The organism is Mesorhizobium sp. M0140 (assembly GCF_040322475.1).
GTDB lineage: Bacteria > Pseudomonadota > Alphaproteobacteria > Rhizobiales > Rhizobiaceae > Mesorhizobium.
In genome coordinates this window covers 38,663-51,678 of sequence record NZ_JAMYTM010000040.1, presented here as the reverse complement: position 1 = coordinate 51,678, position 13,016 = coordinate 38,663, and the positions used below count along the sequence as shown (strand labels likewise).

Sequence of the window (13,016 nt, the reverse complement as noted above, 5' to 3'; positions counted from 1 at the left end):
ACGTCTACGGCGCTGGCTACTTCTACATCCCCGGCACCGAAACCTGCCTGCGCATCGGCGGCTATGTCCGTTATGACATCGGCGCTGGTGACATTGGTTCGTTTAATGGTGCTCGTGCTATCGACCGGATGGATGGTGACGTCCAGGATACCTGGAGAAAAAATGCACGCTTCACGCTGAAGACCTGGACCGGCCAGGAGACCGAACTCGGTACCTTGAAGACCTACACCGAGACTCGTATCAATTTCGGCAACACGAATTTTAGCGACGAAGCCTTCAATAAGGGCATTTCGCTTAATTTCGCTTGGATCCAGCTCGGTGGCCTGCGCGTCGGTAAGGACGAATCGGCGTTCGATACGTTTACCGGTTATGCTGGCAACGTCATCCAGGATACGCTCGTTCCTTATGGTGGCTTCGACACGAACGTGATTCAGTACTACTTCGACGCTGGGAACGGCTTCTCGGCTGTGGTCTCTCTCGAAGAAGGCTATGGCGACTTCACGATCGACAGCTACGTCCCTCATGTCGTTGGCGGCGTGAAGTGGACGCAGGGTTGGGGTGGCATCAGCGGTGTCATTGCTTATGACAGCAATTACGAAGAAGTTGCTGGAAAGGTTCGTTTGGATGTGAACGCCACGAATGAACTTTCGCTGTTTATCATGGGTGGCTACGGCACTGATGATAATATCAACGACTTCGGCGGTGGTCGCTCCATGTACAAGCTGTGGGGCGGCAACTGGGCAGTCTGGGGCGGTGGCACCTACAAGTTCAACGAGAAGACCTCGTTCAACGCCCAGGTGTCGTATGATGAAGACGAGAACCTCGGCATCGCGGCGAATATCGCCTATGACGTCGTTCCCGGCTTCACGGTCACGGCCGAAGTCGACTACGTCAATGCGGGCAGCTTCCCGGCGTCCAACTGGACCGGCGCTGACGATGACAGCAGCATCGGCGGTATCCTCCGCTTCCAGCGCTCGTTCTAAGGGCTGGTTCCTTACAGGTGAAATCCAGCCCGGGCGCACAACGCCCGGGCTGTTTTTGTTTCGTGACTGGATCAAGGCAAACGGAAGGATGGGGGTAACGGTAGCTGAATAAATCCGTGGGGTGATTTCGTGGGATCCGCTGATGGGCGGATGAAATCACAACTGCGTGATTAAAATCTCTTGAAAGGACGCTTCCAAGCGGGTAGGGCTGACCTATCCCACTCGGGGGTGTGGCAAATGATGACGAACGAAGCGATTCAAGAGGGCGAGACCTCTGATCATTTTTCGATGTTTTCTTCTCAAAGTCCGAAGATTCGATACACCTACAACAAGATTAGAGAAGTAAAGTCGCATCGGGTCGGAGATCTTTTTTCAGCATATCGGGACATATTATGGGATGATGGGCGGCATAAGTATAATGTCAGCTCGTTCATCGGCGAAATAGACGAGATTCTCCTTGGGGAGCGTTTCAGCGCCTTTGACCAAAGTACCCTGGACAACCTTATCGGCACCTTGCGCCAGCGCGGCAACAGCAACGCAACCATCAATCGAAAGATGGCTGCCCTCAGCAAACTGCTGCGCAAGGCTCACAAGATGGGGGATATCCACAGCCTGCCCGAGTTCCGCCGCCAGAAGGAGCGGGCGGGTCGGATTCGCTTCCTCGAAAGGGACGAAGAGGCGCGGCTGTTCGCCGCCATCAAGAGCCGCAGCGAGGATGCCTACAGGCTTTCCGTCTTCCTGGTCGACACCGGATGCCGTCTCGGCGAGGCGCTTGGGCTGATCTGGAACGATATCCAGGAGCATCGCGTCAGTTTCTGGATCACCAAATCCGGCCGCAGCCGCACCATCCCGATGACCGAGCGGGTCAAGGAGGTCATCAAGCTGCCTCCCACTGAGGGTCGCCGGCCCAAAGGACCGTTCACCAAGCTCAGCCAGGCACAGTTTCGTGCCATCTGGAACGACGCGAAGGCCGAAGTCGGTCTCGGCGCCGACGATCAGGTGGTGCCGCACATACTGCGCCATACCTGCGCCTCGCGTCTTGTCCAGGGCGGCATCGACATCCGGCGCGTGCAGATGTGGCTCGGCCATCAGACGTTGTCGATGACCATGCGCTACGCGCATCTGGCCACCAACGATCTCGATGGCTGTGTCATCGTGCTGGAAACGCCTCGATCGACTCAGCCGGGCGGCAATCGCGCTGAAGGCTCCATGTTTTCTTCGCCCGTGACGACGCCTTCGTCGCCGACGGCAGGGCGAAAAAAGAGGGATGAGGCAGCCGCCGCCGCAAAAGAGTCGCCGAAAGCGGCTCGGAAAAATTCAAAAGCCAAGTAGGCTGAAGAATCCTGTCTATACTATTGTAGCTATCCCGTGACCTTGTTTGGTCATGGGATTTACTTCGAGATATTCCTGCGTTCGGCTTGGTCGAGAAAAGCGGCTATGTCGCCCGGCAGGCTGCCGGTCTCCAGGAATGGCGCATGGCCCTGGCCCTCGACAGTGATCGTCTCCATCATGGAATGTCGCTCTCTCATCTGGTTGAGCGTGTCCATGGACAGCAATCTCGAATTGGCACCACGTATGGCGAGCAACGGGATGGCGGCCAACGCCTCGAATTGAGGCCATAGATCAGGCAGCTTCTGCGTCAGATCGAGGCTCGCCACGGTATCCACCAACTTCGGATCGAAATCCGGCACCAGCCCACCATCCGTTTCGCGGTAGAGAGCCCAGACCATGCGATCCCAATCGGCGCCGGCAAGGGCGGGGAAGTCTTCGCCATGCACGCTGCGCTGGGCGGCCGCCGCCTGCGTGCGGGTTTTCGGTCCCGGGTCGCGCTCGAGATAAGACTGGATATGGGCAAGCCCGGCCGTCTCGATCACCGGTCCGATGTCGTTGAAAACAATGGCTTTCAGGACGGATGGCCGCATCATCCCGAGCACATGGATGATCAGCCCGCCGCGCGAGGTGCCGATGAAGGCCGCTTCTCCGATGTTCAGCGCCGTCAGCCCGGCCAGGAGGTCGCCGGCCTCCACGCCGACATTGTAATTTTTGACGTCGGGATCATAGGTTGACTGCCCGCGCCCACGGTAGTCGAAGGCGACGACCTTTCGCGGAGTTGCCGCATCCGTCGACAGATAGAGCGCCAGCTCGTGAAAATCCCTGGCATTGCGGGTCAGGCCAGGCAGGCAGACAACCGGCCAGGATCCGGTATTGGCCTCACCATAGATGCGCGCATGAAGGCGTAGCCCATCGGGTGCGCTGAAGAAGAAGTCGGAAAAGCCTTTGGTGCTCGACATCTGGATTCTCTTCCGCCATGCCTCAGCCGACTGCTACAGGCGAGCGCGGGGATGGTCAAATAGAGGGCGGGGCGCTGAAGCTGCCGATCTCCCCCCTTGCGGGGGAGATGGCCGGCAGGCCAGAGGGGGGTGTGAAGGATTGCCAACCTTGGCCCATTACTGGGAATGAGCCATTGAACTGATAGGCCGAGGGACAGCACCCCCCCCTCTGCCTTGCCAGGCATCTCCCCCGCAAGGGGGAGATCTCCAGCTTCGACGAAGTCGCCTCTTGAGCCGTCAACCCCGCCCGTTCACCAGATCCCCGACAATGTCGTATTTGCCCGAAATACGCATCTTGTAGACCTCGTAATTCTCCATCACGCGCTGAACGTAACTTCTGGTTTCCGTGTAGGGAATTCGCTCGATCCAGTCGACGACCGCGTCGATGTCCTTGCCGCGTGGGTCGCCATACCTGGCCACCCACTGGCTGGCCCGGTTGGGGCCGGCATTGTAGCCGGCGAAGGTCAGCACGTAGGAGCCGTTGAAGCGGTCGAGCTGTTCGCCGAGGAAGGCCGAACCAAGCGTCGCGTTATAGCCGGCATCAGTGGTCAGCCGTGTTTGTGAAAACTGCAGCCCGGCCTTCTTCGCCAGTTTCCTTGCGGTTCCCGGCATCAGCTGCAGCAGCCCGCGCGCGCCGGCGCTCGACACGGCGCCGATGTTGAATTCGCTTTCCTGGCGGGCGATCGCATAGGCCAGCGCCTTGCCCGAGCCGGAAATGTCGGCCGAATCGGGAATGACGCCGAGCGGATGCGACAATGCGCCGACATCGATGCCGCGCGCCCCGGCGATCTTGCCGATTTTCAGCGCCATGAAATGGTTCCCTTGCTTTTCGGCAAGGACAGCCAGCAGCGCCAGTTCTCCCGGACTGGTCAACTGCCCGGCAAGGTCGCGATAGAGCGTCTCGGCATAGCGGTCGTAGCCCGCCTCCTGCAGCCGCTTGATGGCGCTGACGGCCTCGCGGCCGGCAAAATTCTGCCGGTCGGCTGCACTTGGCGAGGGATAGACGATGTTCAGCGCCTGCCGCCCCACGCGTTCGGCGGCAAGCTGGCCGTAGAATGTCGTGCCATAGGCAGCGGCGCGCGCAAAATAGTCCTTGGCATTGCCCGGACCGCCGACTTCCGCGGCACGGCCGAGCCAGTAATAGGCGCGCGACAGCGTCATCGGCCCCTGGGCGAGGTCCGCGATGCGAGCGAAATGACTGGCCGCGGTTTTTGGGTCGTTCAGGCCGCGCAGCGCGTACCAGCCAGCATGGAATTCGGCGTCCGCCGCATTGGTGGCACTTTCGGCGGCGTGTGTGGCGACGATCTTGTACGCGGTCTTCATGTCGCCCTGGTCTACCAGTTCGCGCGACAGCACCCGGCGCTCGACCCACCAGGCATCCGGATCGACCAGAGCTTCGCGATCGGTCGGCGCCTGCATCACAATGGCCGCGGCGCCGGCAAAATCCTCCTGCTTGCGCAGATATTCGGCCTGCGCGAAGAAGTAGCCGGCCGAACGTTGCATTGCCGGCACGGCCTTCAGCAGCTTGGGCGCGTTCTTGTCGCCTTTGTCGGCCGCCGCCCATGCATCGGCGAGCTGCTGGGCACCGGCAAGGCCGGCGACACGCAGGGCGGAATTCGCACGGTCGGCATAGAACATGCGCTCCATGCGAAAGCGGTGGTCGGCGGCCGGGATCAGGCTACCGAATTCCTTGATCAGCGCCGCCTCGTCCTTGGCCTCCAGGATCGCGGTGCGCCAGAAGGGCGACAGCACCGAACGTGCCGCCTTGATATTGCCTGACGCCACATAGGCGCGGGCAAGAACCATCACGCCTTCGAATGTCTGCGGCTGGCCGCCGTCGAATGCCGCAATGACGGCATCGGGGGCAGGGTTCTCGCGATAGAGTGCGCGTTCGCTGTTTTTGCGCAGGGTGACGGTGCCCGGCCAATTGGGCAGCATCTTGGCCGCAGCAGTGATATCGCCGCTCGGAATCTTGTCGCCGCCATAAAGCGCGATCGCCCAGGCAAGGATATGCTGGTCGAGCGACTGAGCGGGAAGGCCATCGCGCACACCACGAGCGCGGGGACTATCGCCCGCCGCCAACGCATCCAGCCCGCTTTTCAAGGGGGCGACGTCGGGCAAGGGCGGCTGTGGGATCCTGCCCTGCAGGTCAGGCAGCGCAATTGCCGCGCCTGGCATCGGAATGGCTGAGGTGACCCGTACGTCCACGCTACCACTGATCGCCATGCCCGGCATCAGCGCGAGCGTGGCGCCAAGCAGCGCGAGAATGTGAGGCCGACCGCCCGGCATGATCCTTAAATCTTCCTTGTCCTGGCATTCCACAAGCAGGCGGAGATGCCTCGAAGCCTAAACTTAGGTCGTGAAGAGCTCGTAAACAAAGAGTTATCGAGGCCGTTCGAATTGCGCTTGCTGGCACCATGGCAATGCTTGCCGTGCAACCATGTCGAGACTATGGTGCGCCGCTTCGCTTTCGGCTAGAAGGCGCGCACAACAAAACACCGACACAAAATAGAAGTGCCAAGGAGTTGGACGATATGCTGAGAGGCTCGCTTACTGCGCTCGTGACACCGTTCGAAAAGAGCGGGCGTTTCGACGAGAAAGCCTTTCGCGCATTCGTCGAATGGCAACTCGGCGAGGGCACGACTGGACTGGTGCCGGTCGGCACCACCGGCGAGTCGCCGACGCTGTCGCATGACGAGCACCGCCAGGTCGTCAAGGTGTGTATCGAGGTGGCCAAGGGCCGCGTTCCGGTCGTCGCCGGCGCCGGCTCCAACAACACCGAGGAAGCGGTCGGCCTCGTGCAGTATGCCGAGAAGGCCGGTGCGGATGCTGCACTCGTTGTCACGCCCTATTACAACAGGCCGACACAACGCGGCCTGTACGAGCACTTCGCGGCGGTCGCCAGGGCGACCAAGCTGCCGATCATCATCTACAACATCCCGCCGCGCTCGGTGATCGACATGATGCCGGAGACGATGGGGCGGCTTGCGCACGACTTCAAGAACATTGTCGGCGTCAAGGATGCCACCGGCAAGGTCGAACGGGTCTCCGAGCAGCGCGCCACGTGCGGCATGGATTTTATCCAGCTTTCGGGCGAGGATGCTTCGGCGCTTGGATTCAACGCGCATGGCGGCGTCGGCTGCATCTCGGTGACCTCGAATGTCGCGCCGCGGCTGTGCGCGGAATTTCAGGAGGCGACGCTGTCCGGCGACAGCGCCAAGGCACTGGAATTGCAAGATCGTCTGCTGCCGCTGCACAAGGCGATCTTTATCGAACCTGGCGTTTCCGGGGCGAAATATGCGCTGTCGAAGCTGGGCAAGGTCGAAAATGTGCTGCGTTCGCCGCTAATGACGGTCGAACATTCGACCGCCGACAAGATCGATGCGGCGATGAAGCACGCCGGCTTGATTAATTAGGGATGAGGCGCCACCTCTCCGCATCATGAATCAAGTCAGAAAAGCCGATCCCAACAACAAGACCGTTTCGGAAAACCGCAAGGCGCGGTTTTCCTATGAGGTGCTCGACACGGTCGAGGCCGGTCTGGTGCTGACCGGCACCGAGGTCAAGTCGCTGCGCCAGGGCCAAGCCAACATCCAAGACAGCTATGCCTCGGTCGAAGGCGGCGAGATCTGGCTGATCAACTCTTATCTGCCGGAATATCTGCAGGCCAACCGCTTCAACCATGAGCCGCGCCGGCGCCGCAAGCTGCTGCTCAACAAGCGCGAGATGGCGAAACTGTCGCAGAGTGTCGACCGCGAAGGCATGACGCTGGTGCCGCTGAAAATCTATTTCAACGACCAGGGTCGCGCCAAGCTGTTGCTCGCCGTCGGCCGCGGCAAGAAACTGCACGACAAGCGCGAATCCGAGAAGCAGCGCGACTGGTCGCGCGAGAAGGGCCGGCTCTTAAAAGAGCGTGGGTAGGCTGGGGCCATTCGCTTGACGAACCGGATTGTTCTTTTCGGTCTAGCGAGCCTGGTCTCGGTGTGCCTCATCACGGCAGGCGGCTATCTCTACTTCCGCACATTCTCGCCGGATCGCGATAAATATCCGGTCAGGGGCATCGACGTCTCCCATCATCAGGGCCAGATTGATTGGCGGCGCGTAGCCGCCGACGATGTCGCCTTTGCCGTCATCAAGGCGACCGAAGGCGGCGATCATGTCGATGATGCTTTCGCACGGAATTTGGAAGAGGCCCGGGCCGCCGGTCTCGCCGTCGGCGCCTATCACTTTTTCACCTTTTGCCGGCCGGGTGCGGACCAGGCGAAGAATTTCATCTCGGTGGTGCCGCACGATCAGCCCCTGCTGCCACCCGTGGTCGATATCGAATTCGGCGGCAACTGCCCGCAGCGGCCGACGCCCGAACAATTGAACGCCGAACTGGCCGCGTTCCTCGCTCCAGTCGAGGCGGCGTTCGGCAAGCCGGCGGTGGTCTATCTGACCGACGACGCAGCGGAAGCGTATGCAGCGCGGATTGCTGCCCGTCCGCTCTGGCTCCGCTCATTGCTCCTGGAGCCGGATCGCGACGACTGGGCCTACTGGCAGTACCACAACAGGGGTCGCGTCGACGGCATCAACGGCGATGTCGACCTGAATGTGCTGCAGGGTGGGCCGGAGAAATTGGCCGAGCTGTTCGCTGCACCTTGATCAGACGAATTCCGCTGGCGAGATGGAGAACCAAATGTCGGCGCGCTGATTCGTGTTACGCAGCGTTCCGTCCTGCCTGCGCGCTCACGAAGGTCAGTTTCAGACCAAGCGCCTCGGCCACTTTCATGATCGTTGCGAATTCGGGATTCCCTTCGCCGCTCAGGGCCTTGTAGAGAGCCTGTCGCGTCATACCGGCTTTCTCGGCAAGTCTCGTCATGTTCTGCGCACGCGCAATGACGCCAAGCGCATGAGCAATCTCCGCTGCGGTGCCATCTTCGCACGTCGCTGCCAGATATGCTTCGATTGCCTCTGGAGTGTCGAGATATTCGGCCCCGTCAAAGGCTGTGACTTTCATTGCCATATTGCCTTGTCCTTCCATTCCTTGGCGAGTTTTTTTGCGGCTGCGATGTCTCTGCTTTGCGTTCCTTTGTCGCCACCGCAAAGGAGCAGCACGCACAAGTTGCCTGCTTGGAGGAAATAGATGCGATAGCCAGGACCATCGTCGATCCGCATTTCGCTTATGCCCTCGCCAACGGGCTTGACGTCTCCCGGATTGCCTACAGTCAGTCGGTCGATGCGCCGAACAATGCGGGCTTTTGCTTGCGCGTCGCGGAGGTCTTCGAGCCAGCGTTTGAATGTATCGGTTTCGAAAACCTGCATCATGGTAACTGTAAACCATGGTTGACTATTGTCAAGGGGAGAAGCTGATTGCTTATCGTGCCTACTTGCCCAAGAACGCCGCTATCTGGCTGAAAACGCTGACGAACATTGCCTCGGTCAGCACGCCGGTATTGGTGTTGTAGCGTGAGCAGTGATAGCTCGAAAACAGCGTGACGCCACCGGCCGGCAGCTGCCCGCCATGCTTGAACGGGTAGGCGGCGACGCGCCCACCCAGTGCCCGCACGGTCGACTGGTGCGCGATCGATCCCAGTGCCAGCACGGCGCGCAAATTGGGGAACCGCGCGATCGTCGGCACCAGGAATGTCCGACAGGTGGCAATCTCTGCGCCCACCGGCTTGTTCTCCGGCGGCACGCAGCGCACCGCGTTGGTGATCGCGGTGCCGACAAGCTCCAATCCGTCGTCGGGTCTGGCCTTGAATTCGCCGCGTGCAAAACCGTGCGAAATCAGCGTCGAGTAGAGCAGGTCGCCGGCATAGTCGCCGGTGAACGGGCGGCCCGTTCGGTTGGCACCGCGAAGGCCGGGCGCCAGCCCGACGATCAGCAGTTGGACCGTCGCGTCACCTTCGGGAGGCAAAAAAGTCGGCACCGGCGCATTGAACCAGGACGGCTCGCGCTGCCGCCATTCGGCGATGAAGTCATGCAGCCGCGGGCAGAGCGGGCAATCGCGGCCGGGTTCGGAGGCGGAAAGGGCGGTCAAGGCGACTGGCCTCAGTAATCGTCCTCGTCGACTTCGGCCGGCTCGGGCCGCCGCACCGACCGCTCGGAGGGATCACGGCCGACCTCGTTCTTCAATGTCATCAGGTCGATGAAATGGTCGGCCTGGCGGCGCAGGTCGTCGGAGATCATCGGCGGCTGCGAGGCCATGGTCGAGACGATCGACACCTTGCGGCCACGCCGCTGCAACGCCTCGACCAGCGTGCGGAAGTCGCCGTCGCCGGAAAAGATGACGTAGTGGTCGACGACATCGGCGAGCTGCAGCGCATCGACCGCAAGCTCGATGTCCATATTGCCCTTGATCTTGCGGCGACCGGTCGAGTCGGTGAACTCCTTGGCCGGCTTGGTGACCACCTTGAAGCCATTATAGTCGAGCCAGTCGATCAACGGACGGATCGAGGAGTATTCCTGATCCTCGACCAGCGCCGTGTAATAATAGGCGCGCAACAGATAGCCGCGCTTCTGAAAGCTCGACAGGAGCTTGCGATAGTCGATGTCGAAGCCGAGTGCACGCGACGTCGCGTAAAGATTGGCGCCGTCGATGAATAGGGCGATTTTTTCACGAGGGTCGAACATGGAAAATATTCCTTCTCGAAATAAACGGCCGTCTAAACGAAATGCGATAGCGTTCGGTCAGGCTCATAATAAACCGGCTGACCTCCATGCCATCCGAGATAGCGCCAGTTTCGCGGCAATCCAAGGGTGCGTGCGGTACTGCAAGCAATTGTGATCGGGACACCGAACACATAACCACAGACAGGTTTTGCCAAATCGGGTGTTTGAACCAAGGTTTGGGCGCCATGCAGCCCGGCCATTGCCATGATGCTTGTATTTTGGCGGCGTTCGGGTTATGGACCGCGCCTGTTTTCCATCAAATCCATCGCATGAAAGGGGCAATCCATGGCCCGCGTAACCGTTGAAGATTGCATCGACAAGGTCGACAACCGCTTCGAGCTGGTGCTCTTGGCCGGCCACCGCGCCCGCCAGATCAGCCAGGGCGCGCCGATCACCGTGCCGCGTGACAACGACAAGAACCCGGTCGTGGCGCTGCGCGAGATCGCCGATGAGACGCTTTCGCCCGACGACCTCAAGGAAGATCTGATCCATTCGCTGCAGAAGCATGTCGAGGTCGACGAGCCCGAAGCCGACGGCGAGGCGATTGCCGATCAGACCGGCGCCGCCGTTGCGGCCACCGACGCCGATGACACCGAGGAGAACGTCACCTTCGACCGGATGACCGAGGAAGACCTCCTGGCCGGCATCGAGGGCCTGGTGCCGCCGGAAAAGAGCGACGACTACTAAGCCAGCGCTCTGGACCTGCCTGGAATACGTTTCCGGCACTTCCGTCCAGTCAGTTTCGTGGCTATCTATGGGATGCGCCGTACGCTAGTGCGGCGCATCAATCATTTCAGCACCGCGAGATCCCGCCCATGATGCGTCAGTATGAGCTTGTCGAGCGCGTCCAGCGCTACAAGCCTGACGTCAACGAGGCGTTGCTCAACAAGGCCTATGTCTATGCCATGCAGAAGCATGGCCACCAGAAGCGCGCTTCCGGCGACCCGTATTTCTCGCACCCGCTCGAAGTCGCCGCCATCCTCACCGAGATGCATATGGACGAGGCGACGATCGCGGTCGCCCTGCTGCACGACACGATTGAGGACACGACCGCCACACGGGCCGAGATCGACGATCTGTTCGGCCCCGAAATGGGCAAGCTGGTCGAGGGCCTGACCAAGCTGAAGAAGCTCGATCTCGTCTCGAAGAAGGCCGAGCAGGCGGAAAACCTGAGAAAGCTTCTGCTGGCGATTTCGGAAGATGTCCGCGTGCTGCTGGTCAAGCTCGCCGACCGTTTGCACAATATGCGCACCCTCGACCACATGCCGGAAGCCAAGCGCCTGCGCATCGCCGAGGAGACGATGGATATCTATGCGCCGCTGGCCGGCCGCATGGGCATGCAAGGCATGCGCGAGGAGCTGGAGGAGATCGCCTTCCGCTTCATCAATCCGGAGGCCTATCGCGCCGTCACCGCACGGCTTGCCGAAATCTTCGAGCGCAACAAGGGCGTGCTGACGGACATCGAAAAAGCGCTGTCCACGCTGTTCGAGAAGCATGCGATCAACGCCGGCGTGAAGAGCCGGCAGAAGAAGCCGTGGTCGGTGTTCCGCAAGATGGAGGCCAAGGCACTGTCCTTCGAGCAGCTCTCGGATATTTTCGGCTTCCGCGTCGTCGTCGACACGGTCGAGGACTGTTACCGGGCGCTTGGCGCCATCCACACCGCGTGGTCGATGGTGCCGGGCCGCTTCAAGGACTACATCTCGACGCCGAAGCAGAACGATTATCGGTCGATCCACACCACCATTGTCGGCCCGTCGCGCCAGCGTGTCGAGCTGCAGATCCGCACCCGAGAGATGAACAAGATCGCCGAATACGGCGTCGCCGCGCATTCGATCTACAAGGACACAGGCGGCAAGACGAATGGCGCCGCCCACGCGATTTCAAAGGAAACCAACGCCTACGCCTGGCTGCGGCGCACCATCGAGCAGCTTGCCGAAGGCGACAATCCCGAGGATTTCCTCGAAAATACCAAGCTGGAACTGTTTCAGGACCAGGTGTTCTGCTTCACCCCGAAAGGCATGCTGATTGCGCTGCCGCGCGGCGCGACACCGATCGACTTCGCCTACGCGGTGCACACCGATGTCGGTGACACCTGCGTCGGTGCCAAGGTCAACGGCCGCATCATGCCGCTGATGACGGAACTGAAGAACGGCGATGAGGTCGAGATCATCCGCTCCAAGGCGCAGGTGCCGCCGGCGGCCTGGGAATCGGTCGTCGTCACCGGCAAGGCGCGCTCGGCCATCCGCCGTGCCACCAAGAACGCCATCCGCAAGCAATATTCGGGTCTCGGCATCCGCATCCTGGAGCGCGCCTTCGAGCGTGCCGGCAAGACCTTCACCAAGGAGAGCCTGAAGCAGGTGCTGCACAGGCTGGCGCGCAAGGACATCGAGGATGTGCTGGCCTCCGTCGGGCGCGGCGAGCTCGCCTCCACCGACGTCATGAAGGCGGTATTCCCCGACTACAAGGATGAGCGCGTCACCACGGCCGTCCCCAAGCCGCGCGAGGAGGGCTGGTCGAAAATCCGCAATGCCGCCGGCATGCTGTTCCAGATTCCGGGTCGCGCCGCGCGCAAGGACAAGGACCAGCCACGCGATGGCGCCGTGCCGATCCGCGGCGTGCGCGGCGATCTGCCGGTGCGCTTCGCGCCGGAAGGGGCAGTGCCTGGCGATCGCATCGTCGGCATCGTCCAGCCCGGCACCGGCATCACCATCTATCCGATCCAGTCGCCGGCGCTGCAGGCGTTCGACGATCAGCCCGAGCGCTGGATCGACGTGCGCTGGGACATCGACGAGCGCACCAAGGAACGCTTTCCGGCGCGCGTATCGGTCACCGCCATCAACGCGCCGGGGTCACTCGCCGATATAGCGCAGGTGGTTGCGTCGAACGACGCCAACATCCATACGCTGTCGATGGTGCGCACTGCTCCCGACTTCACCGAAATGCTGATCGATCTCGAAGTCTGGGATCTAAAGCACCTCAACCGGCTGCTGTCGCAGCTCAAGGACAATTCGAGCGTCAGCGACGCAAGACGCGTCAATGGCTAGACCAT

13 protein-coding genes are annotated in these 13,016 nt (G+C 61.1%); 7 read left to right on the top strand and 6 right to left on the bottom strand.

From position 1 onward, the window contains the following. Both NKJ37_RS28350 and NKJ37_RS28345 read left to right on the top strand, forming a co-directional pair. The coding region (locus tag NKJ37_RS28350) for a porin (RefSeq protein ID WP_352775991.1) at positions 1-983 on the top strand (983 nt) is incomplete at its 5' end. Between the two features lie 237 nt (positions 984-1,220). Further along, a complete protein-coding gene (locus NKJ37_RS28345) occupies positions 1,221-2,315 on the top strand; it encodes a tyrosine-type recombinase/integrase (protein ID WP_352775988.1) in 1,095 nt (364 codons plus the stop codon). A gap of 59 nt (positions 2,316-2,374) precedes the next feature. Here NKJ37_RS28345 and NKJ37_RS28340 read toward each other — a convergent pair whose 3' ends face one another. Next, the gene (locus NKJ37_RS28340) at positions 2,375-3,274 is read right to left on the bottom strand and encodes an alpha/beta fold hydrolase (RefSeq protein ID WP_352441275.1); all 900 of its coding nucleotides are present in this window, start codon (positions 3,272-3,274) and stop codon (positions 2,375-2,377) included. Between the two features lie 276 nt (positions 3,275-3,550). After that, on the bottom strand, positions 3,551-5,602 hold the full coding sequence (locus NKJ37_RS28335; RefSeq protein ID WP_352775985.1) for a lytic transglycosylase domain-containing protein: 2,052 nt from the start codon (positions 5,600-5,602) through the stop codon (positions 3,551-3,553). Between the two features lie 245 nt (positions 5,603-5,847). On the opposite strand from NKJ37_RS28335, the gene dapA reads away from it, so the two are divergent. From dapA to NKJ37_RS28320, 3 genes are read left to right on the top strand one after another with little or no spacing between them, the layout of a single operon-like run. Next, a complete protein-coding gene (gene dapA / locus NKJ37_RS28330; protein ID WP_352775982.1) occupies positions 5,848-6,729 on the top strand; it encodes a 4-hydroxy-tetrahydrodipicolinate synthase in 882 nt (293 codons plus the stop codon). 25 nt (positions 6,730-6,754) lie between these two features. After that, positions 6,755-7,234: an SsrA-binding protein SmpB gene (gene smpB / locus NKJ37_RS28325; protein WP_013532594.1), complete on the top strand. Its 480-nt coding sequence runs from the start codon at positions 6,755-6,757 to the stop codon at positions 7,232-7,234. Positions 7,235-7,249: 15 nt separating this feature from the next. Continuing rightward, positions 7,250-7,957: a glycoside hydrolase family 25 protein gene (locus tag NKJ37_RS28320; RefSeq protein ID WP_352775979.1), complete on the top strand. Its 708-nt coding sequence runs from the start codon at positions 7,250-7,252 to the stop codon at positions 7,955-7,957. 55 nt (positions 7,958-8,012) lie between these two features. Here the strand turns inward: NKJ37_RS28320 and NKJ37_RS28315 are convergent, their stop codons facing one another. The 4 genes from NKJ37_RS28315 to NKJ37_RS28300 are packed head-to-tail and all read right to left on the bottom strand — an operon-like array spanning position 8,013 to position 9,928. Beyond that, positions 8,013-8,318: an addiction module antidote protein gene (locus tag NKJ37_RS28315; protein ID WP_023812859.1), complete on the bottom strand. Its 306-nt coding sequence runs from the start codon at positions 8,316-8,318 to the stop codon at positions 8,013-8,015. Further along, complete coding sequence (locus NKJ37_RS28310) at positions 8,309-8,620, bottom strand: type II toxin-antitoxin system RelE/ParE family toxin (protein WP_023812860.1); 312 nt, start codon at positions 8,618-8,620, stop codon at positions 8,309-8,311. The genes NKJ37_RS28315 and NKJ37_RS28310 overlap by 10 nt, the downstream gene beginning before the upstream one ends. Positions 8,621-8,678: 58 nt before the next feature. Then, positions 8,679-9,335 (bottom strand): uracil-DNA glycosylase, encoded by a 657-nt coding sequence (locus NKJ37_RS28305; protein WP_128303033.1) that lies wholly within the window; start codon positions 9,333-9,335, stop codon positions 8,679-8,681. Positions 9,336-9,346: 11 nt separating this feature from the next. Beyond that, a complete protein-coding gene (locus NKJ37_RS28300) occupies positions 9,347-9,928 on the bottom strand; it encodes a LabA-like NYN domain-containing protein (protein WP_023812862.1) in 582 nt (193 codons plus the stop codon). 324 nt (positions 9,929-10,252) lie between these two features. Here NKJ37_RS28300 and rpoZ point away from each other — a divergent pair, with 324 nt between their 5' ends. Further along, positions 10,253-10,654 carry a DNA-directed RNA polymerase subunit omega gene (gene rpoZ, locus NKJ37_RS28295; RefSeq protein WP_023812863.1) on the top strand — a complete coding sequence of 134 codons (402 nt, stop codon included), beginning with the start codon at positions 10,253-10,255 and terminating at the stop codon, positions 10,652-10,654. 128 nt (positions 10,655-10,782) lie between these two features. After that, positions 10,783-13,011: a RelA/SpoT family protein gene (locus NKJ37_RS28290; RefSeq protein WP_023812864.1), complete on the top strand. Its 2,229-nt coding sequence runs from the start codon at positions 10,783-10,785 to the stop codon at positions 13,009-13,011. Positions 13,012-13,016: the final 5 nt, after the last annotated feature.

Coding starts and splice junctions, on each gene's coding strand:
- NKJ37_RS28345 (WP_352775988.1), top strand. CDS start 1,221: ATGATGACGAACGAAGCGATTCAAGAGGGCGAGACCTCTGATCATTTT.
- NKJ37_RS28340 (WP_352441275.1), bottom strand. CDS start 3,274: ATGTCGAGCACCAAAGGCTTTTCCGACTTCTTCTTCAGCGCACCCGAT.
- NKJ37_RS28335 (WP_352775985.1), bottom strand. CDS start 5,602: ATGCCGGGCGGTCGGCCTCACATTCTCGCGCTGCTTGGCGCCACGCTC.
- dapA (WP_352775982.1), top strand. CDS start 5,848: ATGCTGAGAGGCTCGCTTACTGCGCTCGTGACACCGTTCGAAAAGAGC.
- smpB (WP_013532594.1), top strand. CDS start 6,755: ATGAATCAAGTCAGAAAAGCCGATCCCAACAACAAGACCGTTTCGGAA.
- NKJ37_RS28315 (WP_023812859.1), bottom strand. CDS start 8,318: ATGGCAATGAAAGTCACAGCCTTTGACGGGGCCGAATATCTCGACACT.
- NKJ37_RS28310 (WP_023812860.1), bottom strand. CDS start 8,620: ATGATGCAGGTTTTCGAAACCGATACATTCAAACGCTGGCTCGAAGAC.
- NKJ37_RS28300 (WP_023812862.1), bottom strand. CDS start 9,928: ATGTTCGACCCTCGTGAAAAAATCGCCCTATTCATCGACGGCGCCAAT.
- rpoZ (WP_023812863.1), top strand. CDS start 10,253: ATGGCCCGCGTAACCGTTGAAGATTGCATCGACAAGGTCGACAACCGC.
- NKJ37_RS28290 (WP_023812864.1), top strand. CDS start 10,783: ATGATGCGTCAGTATGAGCTTGTCGAGCGCGTCCAGCGCTACAAGCCT.